Annotated in this window: 13 protein-coding genes and 2 tRNA genes; 11 read left to right on the top strand and 4 right to left on the bottom strand. The window is 60.7% G+C overall.

Annotated elements, in window-relative coordinates:
* Window positions 1-10: 10 nt before the first annotated feature.
* The 4 genes from HX821_RS22770 to HX821_RS22755 all read right to left on the bottom strand — a co-directional run bounded on the left by HX821_RS22770 (window position 11) and on the right by HX821_RS22755 (window position 3,093).
* Window positions 11-1,576 carry an iron ABC transporter permease gene (locus HX821_RS22770; protein ID WP_003217500.1) on the bottom strand — a complete coding sequence of 522 codons (1,566 nt, stop codon included), beginning with the start codon at window positions 1,574-1,576 and terminating at the stop codon, window positions 11-13.
* Window positions 1,576-2,601 (bottom strand): extracellular solute-binding protein, encoded by a 1,026-nt coding sequence (locus tag HX821_RS22765; protein WP_008439094.1) that lies wholly within the window; start codon window positions 2,599-2,601, stop codon window positions 1,576-1,578. The genes HX821_RS22770 and HX821_RS22765 overlap by 1 nt, the downstream gene beginning before the upstream one ends.
* A gap of 145 nt (window positions 2,602-2,746) precedes the next feature.
* Window positions 2,747-2,833, bottom strand: a tRNA-Leu gene (locus HX821_RS22760).
* Window positions 2,834-3,006: 173 nt separating this feature from the next.
* Window positions 3,007-3,093 (bottom strand) — tRNA-Leu (locus HX821_RS22755).
* Window positions 3,094-3,317: 224 nt separating this feature from the next.
* Between HX821_RS22755 and rnr the strand changes: the two genes are divergently transcribed.
* From rnr to HX821_RS22700, 11 genes are all read left to right on the top strand, one after another.
* Window positions 3,318-5,951: a ribonuclease R gene (gene rnr / locus HX821_RS22750; RefSeq protein WP_003217496.1), complete on the top strand. Its 2,634-nt coding sequence runs from the start codon at window positions 3,318-3,320 to the stop codon at window positions 5,949-5,951.
* Window positions 5,948-6,703 (top strand): 23S rRNA (guanosine(2251)-2'-O)-methyltransferase RlmB, encoded by a 756-nt coding sequence (gene rlmB, locus HX821_RS22745; protein WP_003217493.1) that lies wholly within the window; start codon window positions 5,948-5,950, stop codon window positions 6,701-6,703. Before rnr ends, rlmB begins: the two co-directional genes overlap by 4 nt.
* A gap of 307 nt (window positions 6,704-7,010) precedes the next feature.
* Window positions 7,011-7,433: a 30S ribosomal protein S6 gene (gene rpsF / locus HX821_RS22740; protein ID WP_003217491.1), complete on the top strand. Its 423-nt coding sequence runs from the start codon at window positions 7,011-7,013 to the stop codon at window positions 7,431-7,433.
* A gap of 28 nt (window positions 7,434-7,461) precedes the next feature.
* Entirely contained in the window at window positions 7,462-7,692 is a 231-nt protein-coding gene (gene rpsR / locus HX821_RS22735; RefSeq protein WP_002551829.1) for a 30S ribosomal protein S18, read from the top strand.
* Between the two features lie 36 nt (window positions 7,693-7,728).
* On the top strand, window positions 7,729-8,616 hold the full coding sequence (locus HX821_RS22730) for a hypothetical protein (RefSeq protein ID WP_003217488.1): 888 nt from the start codon (window positions 7,729-7,731) through the stop codon (window positions 8,614-8,616).
* 18 nt (window positions 8,617-8,634) lie between these two features.
* Complete coding sequence (gene rplI, locus HX821_RS22725) at window positions 8,635-9,081, top strand: 50S ribosomal protein L9 (protein WP_003171376.1); 447 nt, start codon at window positions 8,635-8,637, stop codon at window positions 9,079-9,081.
* A gap of 120 nt (window positions 9,082-9,201) precedes the next feature.
* Window positions 9,202-10,596, top strand: a complete 1,395-nt coding sequence (dnaB, locus tag HX821_RS22720; RefSeq protein ID WP_003217484.1) for a replicative DNA helicase — start codon at window positions 9,202-9,204, stop codon at window positions 10,594-10,596.
* Between the two features lie 99 nt (window positions 10,597-10,695).
* Entirely contained in the window at window positions 10,696-12,999 is a 2,304-nt protein-coding gene (locus HX821_RS22715) for a YgiQ family radical SAM protein (RefSeq protein WP_008439091.1), read from the top strand.
* A 221-nt stretch (window positions 13,000-13,220) separates the two neighbouring features.
* Window positions 13,221-14,141, top strand: a complete 921-nt coding sequence (locus HX821_RS22710) for an NAD synthetase (RefSeq protein WP_102604267.1) — start codon at window positions 13,221-13,223, stop codon at window positions 14,139-14,141.
* Window positions 14,138-14,587 carry a hypothetical protein gene (locus HX821_RS22705; RefSeq protein WP_177036428.1) on the top strand — a complete coding sequence of 150 codons (450 nt, stop codon included), beginning with the start codon at window positions 14,138-14,140 and terminating at the stop codon, window positions 14,585-14,587. The genes HX821_RS22710 and HX821_RS22705 overlap by 4 nt, the downstream gene beginning before the upstream one ends.
* Window positions 14,588-14,774: 187 nt before the next feature.
* A complete protein-coding gene (locus HX821_RS22700; protein ID WP_102367984.1) occupies window positions 14,775-18,065 on the top strand; it encodes a DUF2126 domain-containing protein in 3,291 nt (1,096 codons plus the stop codon).
* Window positions 18,066-18,105 lie beyond the last annotated feature (40 nt).

Below are 18,105 nucleotides of genomic sequence, written 5' to 3'. Positions count from 1 at the left end.
GAAAGCTATTTCAGCGGCTCAGGTACATCCGCGTCGTAAGCAGATACACCGGCAGTCCCGACACCAAAATCAACAATGCCGCATAGGGCGCCGCTGCCGCGAATTCCACATTCGAGGTGTGCGCCCACACGGCAGTTGCCAAGGTGTTCAGCCCGGTAGGGCTAAGCAGCAACGTCGCCGTCAATTCCTTCATTGCATCCAGGAATACCAGCGCAAACGCCGCCCCCAATGCCGGGAAAATAATCGGCAGCGTCACCCGGCAAAACGCACTGAACGACGACGCGCCCAGCGTTCTCGCCGCCTCTTCCAGCTGGGGTGCTGCCTTGTTCAGCGCCGTGCGGATCGGCGCCTGGGCCAGGGGCAAAAACAGCAGCGCATAAGCGATCAGCAGCAATGCCGACGTTTGATACAGCGCCGGCACGTAATGCAGGGCGAAATACACCAGTGTCAGCGCAATCACCAGGCCGGGCAGGGCGTGCAGCAGGTACGGCAGGCGCTCGGCCCACAGTGCGAGCTGGCCCTTGTAGCGCACCACCAGCAAGCCCACCGGCACGGCAAACAACAGGCAAAGCGCGGCGCCGCCCAGGGATAGCGCCAACGAAGAAAGCAGCGCCTCGCTGATCTCGGCTATCGGAAATGCCGCCGAACTGCCCACTGCCAGCCAATAACCGAGCATGCCCAGTGGAATGCCGCTGCCGATGATCGCCAGGAGCAGGCAATACAGCTGCCCCAGCGCCGCCCATTTGCCGAGTCGAACCTGTTCGGCATGCCGCGCCGCGCCCTGGCCGGTACGCACGTGTCGGCCCTTGCCGCGCACCCGCAGCTCCAGCCAGAGCAGCGTCAGGCACATCACCAGCAGCACCGCCGAGAGCATCGCCGCATTGGCGTTGCTGAACTCCAGCTCGAATTGCTGGTAGATCGCGGTGGTAAACGTCTGCAAGCCGATGATCGACAGCGCGCCGAACTCCACCAGCATATGCAGGGCAATCAACAGTGCCCCGGCCAGCAGCGACGGCCACAGCAGCGGCAAGGTGATGCGAAAGAATACGCCCCAGCGATTCAGTCCGAGGGTGCGGGCCGATTCTTCCAGGGATGGATCAAGATTGCGCAGGGTTGCCGCCACCGGCAGAAACACCAGCGGGTATTTGGACAGGGTCATCACCAGGATCGCTCCGCCCAACCCTTCAAAGTTGGCGCTTAACGAAACCCAGGTAAAGCTGCTGACAAACGCCGGCACCGCGAACGGCAGGCACAGGATCACTCCCCAGATCCGCCGCCCCGGCAGGTTGCTGCGTTCCAGCAGCCAGGCCAGGGACAAGCCGATCACGCCGCAGGCCACGGTGACGCCGACCATCAGCGCCAGGGTGTTGCGCAGCAACCCGAATACATAGGGCCGCCACAGCAAATGCACCGCTTCGGCCCATCCTGCCTGCCAGGCCTTGAGGCCGACATACGCCAGCGGCAACAGGCTCAGGCCTACCAGCAGCAGGACTGGTAGCAGCAACCAGATCGAAGGGCGTTTGCGTCTCGGCGTAAAACCCCCGCGCAAGGCGGGGGCGGGGAGCGATGGGTTCATCAGTTCAAGCCAACGTCACGTTCCAGTTCCAGGGCTTCTTCGGCGTTGCCCAGGTCGGCAGGGGTGACTTTCGGCGGTTGCAGCTCGCTGAAAGGCTTGAGGCCGCGGTTGGATTCCATGCCCTTGCGCAGCGGGTATTCGGCGGAAGTGTTGGTGATCACCCGCTGGCCTTCTTCGCTGGCCATGAATGCCAGCAGTTGCTGGGCTTCCTTTGGATGCTTGCTGGATTTCAGTGCAGCCGCGGCAGACACGGTGATCAGGCCACCGGCATCGCCGTTGGTGAAGTAGTGCAGTTGCGAATCCAGGTTGGTTTTTTCTTTCTTCAGGGCGAACCAGTAGTAGTTGTTCACCAGCACGGTGGCGACTTCGCCATTTTCCACGGCCTTGAGCGCAACCATGTTGTTGCTGTAGACCTTGCCGAAGGCGCGCAGGCCGGTCAGCCACTCTTCAGCCGCTTCGCGACCGTGCAGCTTGATGATCGCTACGGCTTGTTCCTGGAACGCGCCGCTGGTGGGCACGAAACCGACCTTGCCTTGCCACTCGGGCCCGGCGAAATCCAGTACCGACTTGGGCAGGTCTTTCTCGGCGATCAGCTTCGGGTTGAAGGCCACGACGCGGGTGCGTGCGGTCACGCCCATCCAGGCGCCGTTGGCGGCCACGTATTCCTTCGGCAGGACGTCGAGGGTGCTGGCGTCGATGGTTGCCAGCAGGCCTTGCTCGCCGAGTTTATTCAGCGGCGGCGATTCTTCGGTGTAGATCACGTCGGCAGGGGAGCGGTCACCTTCTTCGACGACCTGGCTGGCCAGCTGGTTGCTGCTGCCCTTGCGCACATTGACGTGGATGCCGGTCTTGGCTTCGAAGGCCTTGGCAAGTTCATCGCCGACCTCCTTGTGTTGGCCGTTGTACAAGGTCAGTGCAACCTTGTCGGCAGAATAGGCAGCGGGCGAGAGCAGGGTCAGGCCGAGCAGAGTGATGGTCAGGCCACGCAGAAGGGATGTCTTGAGACGGGTATCGCGGATCATCATCCGGGGTTTTCCTCACTTGAGTGCAACAAATCCTTACAAGGATAAACGATAAAACTTCTCAAGTGCGGACGAGGGGGGAAATCACCGGTCAGGTTTTCAAACCCCGGAAACGAAAAAACCCGCTTTCGCGGGTTTGATCTGAATTTGGTGCCCAGGAGAAGACTCGAACTTCCACGACCTTGCGATCACCAGCACCTGAAGCTGGCGTGTCTACCAATTTCACCACCTGGGCATTATCAACGCTTGCGCTGTTGATGGAGCGAACTATACGGAGGGCTTTTTGATCTGTAAACCCCTGATTCAAAAATATAAATCAAGATTCTTGTTAAAAATCAAAGGCCTGAAACGCAAAAACCCGCTTTCGCGGGTTTTTGGAGACTCAAGGCATAACCTTGAGTTTGAAATTGGTGCCCAGGAGAAGACTCGAACTTCCACGACCTTGCGATCACCAGCACCTGAAGCTGGCGTGTCTACCAATTTCACCACCTGGGCAGCATCAACAACGTTGCCGTCGTCGATGGCGCGCACTATACGGAGGCTATTTTGAGCTGTAAAGCCCTGCCATGAAAAAAGTCTGGAATATTTCGCCGACGGTCGCGCAAGGTGCATTCCAAGGGCTACAAAGTGCTTTTACGGGCTTGTTGACACCTGAAATTTCCCGTTTCAATACGCGTATGCCAAACTAACCCGCATATAGACAAGGTGAAAACTCTCTAATGGCCGATTGGCAGTCCCTCGATCCCGAGGCCGCTCGTGAAGCGGAAAAATATGAAAACCCTATTCCTAGCCGCGAACTGATCCTGGCGCACCTCGCCGATCGGGGTTCGCCTGCTAGCCGCGAGCAGCTGGTTGAAGAATTCGGTCTGACCACCGAAGACCAACTCGAGGCCCTGCGTCGTCGCCTGCGCGCCATGGAGCGCGATGCCCAGTTGATCTACACCCGCCGCGGCACCTACGCGCCGGTGGACAAGCTCGACCTGATCCTCGGCCGCATCGCCGGCCACCGTGACGGTTTCGGTTTCCTGATCCCGGACGATGGCAGCGACGACCTGTTCATGAGCCCTGCGCAAATGCGCCTGGTGTTCGATGGCGACCGTGCCCTGGCGCGCGTTTCCGGCCTTGACCGTCGCGGTCGCCGTGAAGGCGTGATCGTCGAAGTGGTGTCCCGTGCCCACGAGTCCATCGTCGGCCGTTACTTCGAAGAAGGCGGCATCGGCTTCGTGGTGCCGGATAACCCCAAGGTCCAGCAGGAAGTGCTGATCACTCCGGGGCGCAATGGCGCCGCCAAAGTGGGCCAGTTCGTCGAGGTGAAAATCACCCACTGGCCCACTGCGCGCTTCCAGCCACAGGGCGATATCGTTGAAGTGGTCGGCAACTACATGGCGCCGGGCATGGAGATCGATGTTGCGCTGCGCACCTACGATATCCCTCACGTCTGGCCTGAGGCTGTGCTCAAAGAAGCCGCCAAGCTCAAGCCGGAAGTCGAAGAAAAAGACAAAGAGAAGCGCATCGACCTGCGTCATCTGCCGTTCGTCACCATTGACGGCGAAGATGCCCGCGACTTCGACGATGCGGTCTACTGCGAAGCCAAGCCTGGCAAACTGCGCCTGTTCTCCGGCGGCTGGAAGTTGTTCGTCGCGATTGCCGACGTGTCCAGCTACGTGAAGATCGGTTCGGCCCTGGACAACGAAGCCCAGGTGCGCGGCAACTCGGTGTACTTCCCCGAGCGCGTCATCCCGATGCTGCCTGAGCAGTTGTCCAACGGCCTGTGCTCCCTGAACCCGAAAGTCGACCGTTTGGCCATGGTGTGCGAGATGACCATCTCGAAAACCGGCGAAATGACCGACTACCAGTTCTACGAAGCGGTGATTCACTCCCAGGCGCGCCTGACCTACAACAAGGTCAGCACCATCCTGGAACAGCCGAAAACCAGCGAAGCCAAGGCCCTGCGCGGTGAGTACGGGCATGTCGTGCCGCACCTCAAGCAGCTCTATGCGCTGTACAAAGTGCTGTTGGGCGCTCGTCACGTGCGTGGCGCGATCGACTTTGAAACTCAGGAAACCCGGATTGTCTTCGGTTCCGAGCGCAAGATCGCCGCAATCACCCCGACCACGCGCAACGATGCTCACAAGCTGATCGAGGAGTGCATGCTGGCGGCCAACGTGGCCACCGCAGAATTCCTCAAAAAGCACGAGATTCCTGCGTTGTACCGGGTGCACGACGGCCCGCCGCCGGAGCGTCTGGAGAAGCTGCGCGCGTTCCTCGGTGAGCTCGGCCTGTCCCTGCACAAAGGCAAGGACGGCCCGACGCCGAAGGACTACCAGGCTCTGCTTGCGAGCATCAAGGACCGTCCGGATTACCACGTGATCCAGACCGTCATGCTGCGCTCCCTGAGCCAGGCGGTGTACAGCGCTGATAACCAGGGCCACTTCGGCCTGAATTACGAGGCGTACACCCACTTCACCTCGCCGATTCGCCGTTACCCGGACTTGCTCACGCACCGGGCGATCCGCAGCGTGATCCATTCCAAGCAGAACACCCCGCACGTCAAGCGCGCCGGTGCCATGACCATTCCGAAGGCACGGATCTATCCGTACGACGAAGCGGCCCTGGAACAGCTGGGCGAGCAGTGCTCCATGAGCGAGCGCCGTGCCGACGAAGCGACCCGCGACGTAGTGAACTGGCTCAAGTGCGAGTTCATGAAAGACCGCGTGGGCGAGTCGTTCCCGGGTGTGATCACCGCCGTGACCGGTTTTGGCCTGTTCGTCGAATTGACCGACATCTACGTCGAGGGTCTGGTACACGTCACCGCTTTGCCGGGTGACTACTACCACTTCGACCCTGTGCATCACCGCCTGGCGGGCGAGCGTACCGGTCGCAGCTTCCGTCTGGGCGATACCGTGGAAGTGCAGGTCATGCGCGTCGACCTCGACGAGCGCAAGATCGATTTCGGTATGCCTGACAAGCCGGCTGAACCGACTGGCCGTAAAAAACGTGGCAGCGAAACTGCAGCCCCGGCCAGCAAAGGCAAAGGTGCTCCTGCGAAAGCAGCGGTCGCCGAGCCTGCGCCAGCCAAGCCTGCGCGTCGTTCGTCTGCCAAGGACAAGGCCCCCGAAGCCTACCGCCCTAGCGATGCCGCGGCGAAAAACGCGGAGCTGCGCAAGAGCCGCGAGTTGAAGCAGCAGTTGCTCAACGAAGCCAAAAGCGGTGGTAAAGCGGCGTCTGGGGGAAAGTCCCGCGAGGCGGAAAAGCCGTCGAGCAAGCCGAGTAAACACCGTAAAGGCCCGCCAAAAGCGGGTTCGGCCCCCGCGAAAAGCGGCGGGTCGCGCAAACCTAAGGCCAAGTCATGAGTCTGGAAAAAATCTACGGCGTACACGCCGTAGAAGCATTGCTGCGTCACCACCCGAAACGCGTCAAGCAGGTGTGGTTGGCAGAAGGCCGCAGTGAGCCGCGTGTTCAAGCGCTGGTCGAACTGGCCAATCAGAACAAAGTTGCCATCGGCCAGGCCGAGCGGCGCGAGATGGACGTCTGGGTCGAAGGCGTTCACCAGGGCGTGGTAGCCGACGTCAGTCCAAGCCAGGTCTGGGGCGAAGCGATGCTCGACGAGCTGCTCGACCGCACCGAAGGCGCACCGCTGTTGCTGGTGCTCGACGGCGTGACCGATCCGCACAACCTCGGCGCCTGCCTGCGTTCGGCGGATGCTGCCGGTGCGTTGGCGGTGATCGTGCCTAAAGACAAGTCGGCAACCTTGACGCCTGTAGTGCGTAAAGTCGCCTGCGGTGCGGCGGAAGTGATTCCGTTGGTGGCCGTGACCAACCTGGCGCGTACCCTGGAGAAACTCCAGCAGCGCGGCCTGTGGGTTGTGGGTACGGCGGGGGAGGCTGAGGTCAGCATTTATGACCAGGACCTCACCGGCCCGACCATCCTGATCATGGGGGCCGAAGGCAAGGGCATGCGCCGCCTGACCCGCGAGCATTGCGATTACCTGGTGCACCTGCCGATGGCCGGTAGCGTCAGCAGCCTCAACGTTTCAGTCGCAACGGGCGTCTGCCTGTTCGAAGCCCAGCGCCAGCGTGGCGCCAAGGCTAAAGCCAAGAAATAACCAAGTCTGGCGCAGGTCAAAATGTGGGAGGGGGCTTGCTCCCGAATACGGTGTATCAGTCAGTGCATTTGGTGACTGGCACATCGCTTTCGGGAGCAAGCCCCCTCCCACATTTGTTTTTGTGGTGTATGGGGGCTGTTCAAATAATCACCAATCACCTTGCACCCTTTCTCCCCCTTCTCTACAATTGCGCCCCTTGCCTTCATGGCAGGCACGCATGTGCCTCCCTTCGGCAAGATCCATAAGTGTCATTCACTCCTTGTCTGACCGTTTTTGAGCGGCAGGCTACAACCCGTAAGGAGCATTCATGCGTCATTACGAAATCATCTTTTTGGTCCACCCGGATCAAAGCGAGCAAGTCGGCGGCATGGTAGAGCGTTACACCAAGCTGATCGAAGAAGACGGCGGCAAAATCCACCGTCTGGAAGATTGGGGCCGTCGTCAACTGGCCTACGCAATCAACAATGTTCACAAGGCTCACTACGTGATGCTGAACGTTGAGTGCACTGGCAAGGCCCTGGCCGAGCTGGAAGACAACTTCCGCTACAACGATGCAGTGATCCGTAACCTGGTCATCCGTCGCGAAGAAGCCGTTACCGGCCAATCCGAGATGCTCAAGGCTGAAGAAAACCGCAGTGAGCGCCGTGAGCGTCGCGACCGTCCTGAGCACGAAGGCGCTGAAAGCGCTGATAGTGATGACAGCGACAACAGCGATAACGCTGACGAGTAATCCACGGACCTTTTAAGGAGCCTATCAAATGGCACGTTTCTTCCGTCGTCGTAAATTCTGCCGCTTCACCGCTGAAGACGTGAAGGAGATCGATTACAAAGATCTCAACACTCTGAAAGCCTACGTATCCGAGACCGGCAAAATTGTTCCAAGCCGCATCACCGGTACCAAAGCTCGTTATCAGCGTCAGCTGGCCACCGCTATCAAGCGCGCCCGCTTCCTGGCCCTGCTGGCCTACACCGACAGCCACGGCCGCTGAGACCGGGCAGTCGACAAGTAGTAAGGGATTGAATGCATGCGCGCCTTAGCTGAGTTCATCATGCGCGGTCGTGTGCAGGCCACTCTGGTAGTGGCTGGATGTGCAGCATTGCCGTTGTTGTATTGGTTGGGTGCTGCCGCGGGTTGCCTTGTGCTTCTGCGGCGCGGTTTGAAGGACGCCCTTGGCGTTCTTGCCCTGGGAATACTGCCGGCCTTGGTCTGGTGGTTGAAATTCGATGATCCACGGGTACTTCTGGTACTGCTCGGTTCATCGACCCTTGCGTTGGTTTTGCGCGCAAGTGAGTCCTGGGTCCGTACGCTGCTGGTCAGCGTGGCATTGGGGTTGGTGTATTCACTGGCGCTTGGCGCGGCTTTCCGCCCGCAAATCGAGGCGCTGGCGCAGGAGATCATAAAGATCCTGCCGCTGGCCCTCGGGGATCTCTACCAGCAGTTATCGGTAGAGGAGCGAGCGCGCTTTGCGTCAGTGGTTGCACCGATGCTTACCGGCCTGATAGCGGCACTGTTGCAGATTGTCAGCTTGCTGAGCCTGATTCTTGGGCGTTACTGGCAGGCGTTGTTGTATAACCCGGGTGGTTTTGGTCGCGAGTTTCGCAGTATCAGAATCCCCGCTGGACCGGCGATGTTGCTGCTGGCGTTCATGGTGGTCGGGCCGACTTTTGGCCTGGCGCTGTTGGTGCCGTTGTGCAGCGTACCGCTGGTATTCGCCGGCCTGTCCCTGATTCATGGGCTGGTGGCGCAAAAGCGACTGGGCAGATTCTGGCTGGTGGGGTTGTACGTGACGCTGTTGCTGTTCATGCAGCTGATCTATCCGTTACTCGTGGTCTTGGCCATTGTCGACGGCCTGATTGATTTTCGCGGTCGTCTGGCGCCGAAAGACGCCGATAACGCGAACGGTGAAGGTTAAAAGTTAGAGGATTTTCACATGCAACTGATCCTTCTGGAAAAAGTCGCCAACCTGGGCAACCTGGGCGACAAAGTGAACGTTAAGGCCGGCTACGGTCGTAACTACCTGCTGCCATACGGCAAAGCCACCGCTGCAACCGCTGCCAACCTGGCTGCGTTTGAAGAGCGTCGTGCCGAGCTGGAAAAAGCAGCAGCAGACAAAAAAGCTTCGGCCGAAACTCGCGCTGCCCAACTGGCTGAGCTGGAAGTGACTATCACTGCCACCGCCGGTGACGAAGGCAAGCTGTTCGGTTCGATCGGCACCCACGACATCGCTGATGCACTGACCGCCTCCGGCGTTGAAGTGCAGAAGAGCGAAGTTCGTCTGCCGAACGGCACCATCCGCAACGTTGGCGAATTCGATGTAGCCGTGCACCTGCACGCTGAAGTCGAAGCAACCGTACGCGTTGTTGTGGTAGCAGCTTAAGCAACACCTAACTGACTGGCACCTCGCGTGCCAGGCAGTTAACATCGGGCACGATCCTGTTCACAGGTCGTGCCTTTTGTTTTTCTGTAGCTCCTGATTCTCCAACTATTCCAAGTGGCCATGAACGATATCTCCGCTCCTGAGCAATATGACCTGCAAACCGCTGCCCTGAAGGTGCCGCCGCATTCCATCGAGGCCGAACAGGCCGTGCTCGGTGGCTTGATGCTGGACAACAACGCCTGGGAACGCGTGCTGGATCAAGTCTCGGACGGCGATTTCTACCGTCATGACCACCGCCTGATCTTCCGCGCCATTGCCAAGCTGGCCGACCAGAACTCACCGATCGACGTGGTGACCCTGGCCGAGCAGTTGGACAAGGAAGGCCAGACGTCCCAAGTGGGCGGCCTGGGTTACCTGGGCGAGCTGGCGAAAAACACGCCATCGGTCGCCAACATCAAGGCGTATGCGCAGATCGTCCGTGCGCGGGCCACGTTGCGCCAGTTGATCGGCATCGCCACCGAGATCGCCGACAGCGCGTTCAACCCGGAAGGCCGCACTGCCGAAGAGATTCTCGACGAAGCCGAACGGCAGATCTTCCAGATCGCCGAGGCCCGGCCTAAAACCGGCGGCCCGGTCAGCGTCAACGACTTGCTGACCAAGGCCATCGACCGTATCGACACCTTGTTCAACACCGACAACGCCATCACCGGCCTGTCCACCGGCTACACCGACCTCGACGGCATGACGAGCGGCCTGCAGCCAGCCGACTTGATCATCGTCGCTGGCCGTCCGTCCATGGGTAAAACCACCTTCGCCATGAACCTGGTGGAAAACGCCGTGTTGCGCAGCGACAAGGCCGTACTGGTTTATTCCCTGGAGATGCCAGGCGAATCGCTGATCATGCGTATGTTGTCGTCCCTGGGCCGCATCGACCAGACCAAGGTGCGTGCCGGTCGCCTGGAAGACGACGATTGGCCGCGCCTGACCTCGGCGGTCAACCTGCTCAACGATCGCAAGCTGTTTATCGATGACACCGCGGGCATCAGCCCGTCGGAAATGCGCGCGCGTACCCGACGCCTGGTGCGTGAGCACGGCGACATCGCCCTGATCATGATCGACTACCTGCAGTTGATGCAGATCCCGGGCTCCAGCGGTGACAGCCGGACCAACGAGATTTCCGAGATTTCCCGCTCGTTGAAAGCCCTGGCCAAGGAATTCAACTGCCCGGTGGTTGCCCTGTCGCAGCTCAACCGATCTCTTGAGCAGCGTCCGAACAAACGCCCGATCAACTCCGACTTGCGGGAATCCGGAGCGATCGAGCAGGATGCTGACGTGATCATGTTCGTATACCGGGACGAGGTGTATCACCCGGAAACCGAGCATAAAGGCATCGCTGAAATCATTATCGGTAAACAGCGTAACGGGCCAATCGGCACCACGCGCCTGGCCTTCATCGGTAAATACACCCGCTTCGAAAACCTGGCGCCGGGCAGCTATAACTTCGAAGACGAGTAAAAGCGCTGCCCGCCAATTCCGACTGCAAAGGTCGGAATTGGTCAAATTTTGTGCTATATTCCGCGCCCGCGATTTTTCATCTCAACACCGGTCACCGTCATGCAAACAGCCAAGCCGTTATTTGACTATCCCAAGTACTGGGCCGAATGTTTCGGTCCTGCGCCATTCCTGCCGATGAGCAGGGAGGAGATGGATCAGCTTGGCTGGGATTCATGCGACATCATCATCGTCACCGGTGACGCGTACGTGGACCATCCGTCGTTCGGCATGGCAATCATCGGCCGGCTGCTGGAGTCCCAGGGCTTTCGCGTCGGGATCATTGCCCAGCCCAACTGGCAGTCCAAAGACGACTTCATGAAGCTCGGCGAGCCGAACCTGTTCTTCGGCGTCGCGGCCGGCAACATGGACTCGATGATCAACCGCTACACCGCCGACAAGAAAATCCGCTCCGATGACGCCTACACCCCAGGCGGCATGGCCGGCAAACGTCCGGACCGCGCGAGCCTGGTCTACAGCCAGCGCTGCAAGGAAGCCTACAAGCACGTGCCGATCGTGCTCGGCGGCATCGAAGCCTCCCTGCGCCGCATCGCCCACTACGACTACTGGCAGGACCGTGTACGCAACTCGATCCTGATCGACGCCTGCGCCGATATCCTGCTGTACGGCAACGCCGAGCGGGCCATCGTCGAAGTCGCCCAGCGCCTGTCGTGGGGCCACAAGATCGAAGACATCACCGACGTGCGCGGCACTGCGTTCATTCGCCGTGACACGCCCGAAGGCTGGTACGAGGTGGACTCCACCCGTATCGACCGTCCGGGCAAGATCGACAAGATCATCAACCCGTACGTGAACACCCAGGACACCCAGGCCTGCGCCATCGAGCAGGAAAAGGGCCCGGTGGAAGACCCGGAAGAGGCCAAGGTGGTACAGATCCTGGCCAGCCCACGCATGACCCGTGACAAGACCGTGATCCGTCTGCCGTCCGTGGAAAAAGTCCGTGGCGACTCGGTGCTGTATGCCCACGCCAACCGCGTGCTCCACCTGGAAACCAACCCGGGCAACGCCCGCGCGCTGGTACAGAAGCACGGCGAAGTGGATGTGTGGTTCAACCCGCCGCCCATTCCCATGACTACCGAAGAAATGGACTACGTGTTCGGCATGCCTTACGCCCGTGTTCCACACCCGGCGTACGGCAAGGAAAAGATCCCGGCCTACGACATGATCCGCTTCTCGGTGAACATCATGCGTGGCTGCTTCGGCGGCTGCACCTTCTGCTCGATCACCGAGCACGAAGGCCGGATCATCCAGAACCGTTCCGAAGAGTCGATCATTCGCGAAATCGAAGAGATCCGCGACAAGGTGCCAGGCTTCACCGGCGTCATTTCCGACCTCGGCGGCCCGACCGCGAACATGTACCGCATCGCCTGCAAGAGCCCGGAAATCGAATCCGCGTGCCGCAAGCCATCCTGCGTGTTCCCTGGCATCTGCCCGAACCTGAACACCGACCACTCGTCGTTGATCCAGCTGTACCGCAGCGCCCGTGCGTTGCCGGGTGTGAAGAAGATCCTGATCGCTTCCGGCCTGCGCTACGACCTCGCTGTCGAGTCGCCGGAGTACGTGAAGGAGCTGGTGACCCACCACGTCGGTGGTTACCTGAAGATCGCCCCGGAACACACCGAGGAAGGTCCGCTCAACCAGATGATGAAACCGGGCATCGGCAGCTATGACAAGTTCAAGCGCATGTTCGAGAAGTACACCAAGGAAGCGGGCAAGGAGCAGTACCTGATTCCTTACTTCATCGCCGCCCACCCGGGCACCACCGATGAAGACATGATGAACCTGGCCCTGTGGCTCAAGGGCAACGGCTTCCGCGCCGACCAGGTGCAGGCGTTCTACCCGTCGCCAATGGCCACCGCCACGGCGATGTACCACTCGGGCAAGAACCCGCTGCGCAAGGTCACCTACAAGAGCGACGCGGTGACCATCGTCAAGAGCGAAGAACAGCGCCGCCTGCACAAGGCCTTCCTGCGCTACCACGACCCGAAGGGCTGGCCGATGCTGCGTGAAGCATTGACTCGCATGGGCCGTGCAGACCTGATCGGGCCGGGCAAGGAGCAACTGATCCCGTTGCACCAACCGTCCACCGACAGCTACCAGAGCGCCCGTCGCAAAAACTCGACGCCGGCTGGCAGCCACAAGGTTGCGAAGGAAACCACCACCAGGATCCTCACCCAGCACACCGGCCTGCCGCCGCGTGGCAGTGATGGCAGCAACCCTTGGGACAAGCGCGAGCAAGCCAAGGCCGCGGCCATGGCGCGCAACAAGCAGGCCGCCAAGGAGCGCACCGACGCCGCCAAGGGCAAAGGCAAGAAGCCAGCCCGCAAGCCGGTCGTGCCGCGTTGATCGCCGCCTGAAACGCAAAACGCCAGCCTCGTGCTGGCGTTTTGCTTTCTAGCGGGTGGGTAGCCTGTTTGTTAAGGTGGCGCCCATTCGAGCGCCATCGCAGGCAAGCCAGCTCCCACATGTGACCGGGTTTCAGCATGAGAATGCGGTCGAATGTGGGAGCGGGCTTGCTCGCGAAAGCGCCAGTTCAGACACCACCCATTTCAAGGAAGAACACCCCCATGAGCAGCCCCCTGCTTGGCATCGGCATGGACTCCAACCGCTCCCAGTTCATGGCCCGCCAGCGCATCGAAAGCCAGATCAACCTGCCACGCCTGTTTGCCGCCATCGACGCCGACCCCGGCATCGTGGGGGCGGGTGTGGTGTATATCGATGCCGACTTCAACGTCGTCACCCTGCGCGAATTCCAACCCATCTGCAGCATTGCGCCCAAACGCGTGATCCTGCGGGAAGCGCAGCGGTACATAGCGCCGGCGCAGTTCGCCCAGCAGGTGCAAGACAATCCCCGTGAATCGCGGCTGGTGGGTGAAGCGATCAACACCACGCTGTCGTGTGCCGGTGCAGTCATCGGCTGGGTAGTGGTGCTCAGCGGCTCTGTCGCGATACCGTTTTCGGCGGGTGCCAGTACGGTGGTCGCAGCCCTCGGCTACACCGCTGCGGCAGCCAGTACCGTTCAGTGTTTTGCCGGTGGCTACCGGACCGTCAACGAAATAAGAAATCCGTCGCGCAACGACGAGCTCGACGGCGAGGAATGGTATCAATACACGATGATCGCGTTGGACGCCGCATCGTTGGTCGGAGTCGGTGCATCGTCACTCACCACCCTCAAGCTGGTCCGGCTGAATAGGGCGACCACCGGCAAAAGTGTTCGGGAGGTACTGAAAGGCTTGAATCGACAAGAGCGCGCCAAACTGACCAAGGAGTTGCTGAGCATTAACGACCCTCGCTTGAGCTCGAAGATGCTCAAGTTGCGACAGTTGTCAGGTGAGCTGCCCAAGCGCTTCACGCCCACACAGGTCAAGCACGCAACGGTCACGCAAATACAGGATGCGTTGGGCGCCTCGATTGGCTTCACGGGCAGTGCGCTCTCCGGGAATGTCCGAACCATTGCCGTAGGTCTATACGAGGAGATTGAGCAATGAACCAAGCACCGAGCATTCGTGCCTTTCTATCCCGGTACTTTCCGGTTTTCATGGGGGCGATATTTGCAGCGGTATTTTCCCTGGTCTTCGCGGTGCCTTTGTTTTTTGACAGCTATTTCCGGGACCTTCCCCTGGCGGATAACGCCAAGTACTCCTTTCTCGGCGGAATCGCTCTGACGTTGGTCATCGTGCACTGCAACTTCATGATCGCCCGCGGACGCCCGCAATGGGTGTGGCCGCTGGTGGTGTTGCTGGGGCTTTGTCTAGTGTGTGTGCTGCCCACGATCGAGTACCGACCGCATCCATTTATTTATGGCATGAGCGTGCTGTTGCCGTTGCTGGCGCTGCTGGTGCTTAACAGCAAGCGCCACCGCGAAATGCGCCAGAAACTGGTCGAAGTTCGCCACCTGCGTGAAGCCGTGATCGCCACGCACAAAGCCCGTTGACTGGGTAGATTCACCACCCACCCTCACACTCCCGCCACAAATATGTGCAACCCTCGCACCACGACGGCAGCCATCGCGCCGTTTTGGTGCTGTACTGCACCGGGTCCCACGATAAAGCGCAATGACCACTGCTCTGGCATAAGTCTTGCGCGCTTTGTTTCCATGCCCTGGCTCGCAGGAGGCCGCCGTGTCGATTCATGTCGCGTTGCACCACGTTACGCATTACCGCTACGACCGCGCGGTCGAACTCGGCCCACAGATTGTTCGTCTGCGTCCGGCGGCCCATAGCCGCACGCGGATTCTTTCCTACGCGCTGAAGGTGCTGCCGGAACAGCACTTCATCAATTGGCAACAAGATCCCCAGGGCAATTACCTGGCGCGTCTGGTGTTCCCGGAAAAAACTGACGAGCTGCGCATCGAAGTCGACCTGGTCGCGGAGATGGCGGTATTCAATCCGTTCGATTTCTTCCTGGAACCCTACGCCGAAAAAATCCCGTTCAGCTACGCCGCCGATGAGCAGCGCGAGCTGGCGCCGTACCTGGAAACATTGCCGCTGACCCCGCGATTCGCCGCGTATCTGGCGGGTATCGACCGCACGCCGTTGCCGGCGGTGGATTTCCTGGTGGGCCTGAATCAGCGTCTGGCCGCCGACATCGGCTACCTGATCCGCATGGAGCCGGGGGTACAAACTCCGGAATTCACCCTGGAAAACGCCTCCGGTTCCTGCCGGGATTCGGCGTGGTTGCTGGTGCAACTGCTGCGCAACCTTGGGTTGGCGGCACGATTTGTGTCCGGTTATCTGATCCAGCTGACCGCCGACGTCAAAGCCCTCGACGGCCCGTCCGGCACCGAGGTGGATTTCACCGACCTGCACGCCTGGTGCGAAGTGTATTTGCCCGGCGCCGGCTGGATCGGCCTCGATGCCACCTCCGGTTTGTTCGCCGGTGAAGGTCATATCCCGTTGGCCTGTAGTCCTGATCCTTCTTCCGCGGCGCCCATCAGTGGCCTGGTGGAACCCTGCGAGTGCGAATTTACCCACGAGATGTCCGTGGAGCGGATTTGGGAAGCCCCCAGGGTTACCAAGCCCTACACCGAAGAGCAGTGGCTGGCGATCCAGGCCCTGGGCCGGCAGATCGACGGTGACCTGCACAAGGACGACGTACGCCTGACCATGGGCGGCGAACCCACCTTCGTTTCCATCGACGACCCCGACGGCGCCGAATGGAACACCGCCGCCCTGGGCCCGGACAAACGCCGGCTGTCCGCCGAGCTGTTCCAGCGCATGCGCAAGCACTACGCACCCAAGGGCCTGGTGCATTTCGGCCAGGGCAAGTGGTACCCCGGCGAGCAACTGCCGCGCTGGTCCCTCAACTGCTACTGGCGCCGCGACGGCGTGCCGATCTGGCACAACAGCGCGCTGATCGCCGATGAGCAGCAAAGCTACGGCGCCGATGGCATGATGGCCGGGCGTTTTCTGGCCAGCGTTGCCGAGCGCCTGAAACTGCCCGCGCAGTTTGTATTCCCGGCCTACGAAGACAATTTCTATTACCTGTGGCGCGAAGGCGCCTTGCCGCAAAACGTCAGCGCCGAAGATCCGCGCCTGGAGGACAAGCTTGAGCGCGAACGCCTGCGCAAGGTCTTCAGCCAGGGCCTGGATAAAGTCATCGGCCAGGTGCTGCCGCTGGCACGCACGGCGGCCAATGACCGCTGGCAGAGCGGGCGCTGGTACCTGCGGGACAACCATTGCCGCCTGGTGCCGGGCGATTCACCGTTGGGTTATCGCCTGCCACTGGCCTCGCAACCGTGGGTAACGGCGGCGGACTATCCGTTCGTGCACCCCACCGATCCCAATCAGGACCTGGCAGACCTGCCGACCACCTCACAACTGCAAAGCCATGGCGAGGCAGCTGCCAGCCAAGACCGTATCCCGAAGATCGACGAGTCTGCCGACTGGCTGACCCGCACCGCCCTGTGCGCCGAGGCACGGGACGGCCGCTTGTACCTGTTCATGCCGCCGCTGGAACGGGTCGAGGATTACCTGGAACTGGTGGCCGCCATCGAAGCCACCGCCGAAGAACTGCATTGCCCGGTGTTGCTGGAAGGTTATGAGCCGCCGAGCGACCCACGCCTGAGCAACTTCCGGGTGACGCCGGATCCGGGTGTGATCGAGGTCAACGTGCAGCCGTCCGCCACCTGGGACGAGTTGGTGGAACGCACCGAGTTTCTCTACGAAGAAGCCCGGCAAACCCGCCTCACCACAGAAAAATTCATGATCGACGGGCGCCACACCGGCACCGGCGGCGGTAACCACTTTGTGCTCGGTGGCGCTACGCCCAAGGATTCGCCGTTCCTGCGGCGTCCCGATCTGCTGCGCAGCCTGATCAGCTATTGGCATAACCATCCGTCATTGTCCTACCTGTTTTCCGGCCTGTTCATCGGCCCGACTTCCCAGGCGCCACGGGTCGACGAAGCGCGCAACGATGCGCTGTATGAGCTGGAAATCGCCTTCGCGCAGATGCCCGAAGCGGGCGAAGAATGCCCGCCATGGTTGGTGGACCGCCTGCTGCGCAACCTGCTGATCGATGTCACTGGCAATACCCACCGCGCCGAGTTCTGCATCGACAAGCTCTACTCGCCGGACGGTGCCACCGGCCGCCTGGGCCTGCTGGAATTGCGTGCCTTTGAAATGCCGCCCCACGCCCGCATGAGCCTGACCCAACAATTGCTGCTGCGGGCACTGGTCGCGCGGTTCTGGCGTGAACCCTATGCGCCGCCGAAGCTGGCGCGCTGGGGCACAGAGCTGCATGACCGCTTCCTGCTGCCGCACTTTATCGAGCAGGATTTTGCCGACGTGATCGTCGAGTTGAACGCTGCCGGTTATCCGCTGCGGGCCGAATGGTTTGCCGCGCACCTGGAGTTCCGCTTTCCCAAGGTCGGTGACTACGCCGTCAGCGGCATCGAACTGGAATTGCGCCAGGCCCTTGAGCCCTGGCATGTGCTGGGCGAAGAGGGTGCGGTGGGCGGTACGGTGCGTTACGTGGATTCGTCCCTGGAGCGCCTGCAGGTCAAGTTGAGTGGCCTGCCGCCCCAGCGTTACCTGCTGACCTGCAATGGCATCCCGGTGCCGCTGCAACCCACCGGGCGCGTCGGCGAGTTTGTGGCTGGCGTGCGTTATCGCGCCTGGCAACCGGCCAACTGTTTGCAGCCAACGATCCCGGTGCATGCGCCACTGGTGTTCGATCTTTTGGACACATGGATGCAGCGCTCGCTGGGCGGTTGCCAGTACCATGTCGCCCATCCGGGCGGGCGCAATTACGACAGCCTGCCGGTGAATGCCAATGAAGCTGAAAGCCGGCGGATGGCGCGGTTTTTCCGCTTGGGACACAGCCCCGGGAAATTGCCGGTGCCGAGTGTGGTGATCAATGATGAATTGCCGATGACCCTGGATTTGCGGCGCTTCCCCAATAAGAATGACTAAATGCGATTCAAAATGTGGGAGCGGGCTTGCTCGCGAATAC

Source organism: Pseudomonas sp. B6001 (assembly GCF_013386015.1).
Classification (GTDB): domain Bacteria; phylum Pseudomonadota; class Gammaproteobacteria; order Pseudomonadales; family Pseudomonadaceae; genus Aquipseudomonas.
This window is presented reverse-complemented; position numbering and strand designations above follow the sequence as displayed.

Excerpts from the sequence above, each read along its gene's own strand:
- HX821_RS22770 (WP_003217500.1), bottom strand. The coding sequence starts at position 1,576 with ATGAACCCATCGCTCCCCGCCCCCGCCTTGCGCGGGGGTTTTACGCCG.
- HX821_RS22765 (WP_008439094.1), bottom strand. The coding sequence starts at position 2,601 with ATGATGATCCGCGATACCCGTCTCAAGACATCCCTTCTGCGTGGCCTG.
- rnr (WP_003217496.1), top strand. The coding sequence starts at position 3,318 with ATGGCCGATTGGCAGTCCCTCGATCCCGAGGCCGCTCGTGAAGCGGAA.
- rlmB (WP_003217493.1), top strand. The coding sequence starts at position 5,948 with ATGAGTCTGGAAAAAATCTACGGCGTACACGCCGTAGAAGCATTGCTG.
- rpsF (WP_003217491.1), top strand. The coding sequence starts at position 7,011 with ATGCGTCATTACGAAATCATCTTTTTGGTCCACCCGGATCAAAGCGAG.
- rpsR (WP_002551829.1), top strand. The coding sequence starts at position 7,462 with ATGGCACGTTTCTTCCGTCGTCGTAAATTCTGCCGCTTCACCGCTGAA.
- HX821_RS22730 (WP_003217488.1), top strand. The coding sequence starts at position 7,729 with ATGCGCGCCTTAGCTGAGTTCATCATGCGCGGTCGTGTGCAGGCCACT.
- rplI (WP_003171376.1), top strand. The coding sequence starts at position 8,635 with ATGCAACTGATCCTTCTGGAAAAAGTCGCCAACCTGGGCAACCTGGGC.
- dnaB (WP_003217484.1), top strand. The coding sequence starts at position 9,202 with ATGAACGATATCTCCGCTCCTGAGCAATATGACCTGCAAACCGCTGCC.
- HX821_RS22715 (WP_008439091.1), top strand. The coding sequence starts at position 10,696 with ATGCAAACAGCCAAGCCGTTATTTGACTATCCCAAGTACTGGGCCGAA.
- HX821_RS22710 (WP_102604267.1), top strand. The coding sequence starts at position 13,221 with ATGAGCAGCCCCCTGCTTGGCATCGGCATGGACTCCAACCGCTCCCAG.
- HX821_RS22705 (WP_177036428.1), top strand. The coding sequence starts at position 14,138 with ATGAACCAAGCACCGAGCATTCGTGCCTTTCTATCCCGGTACTTTCCG.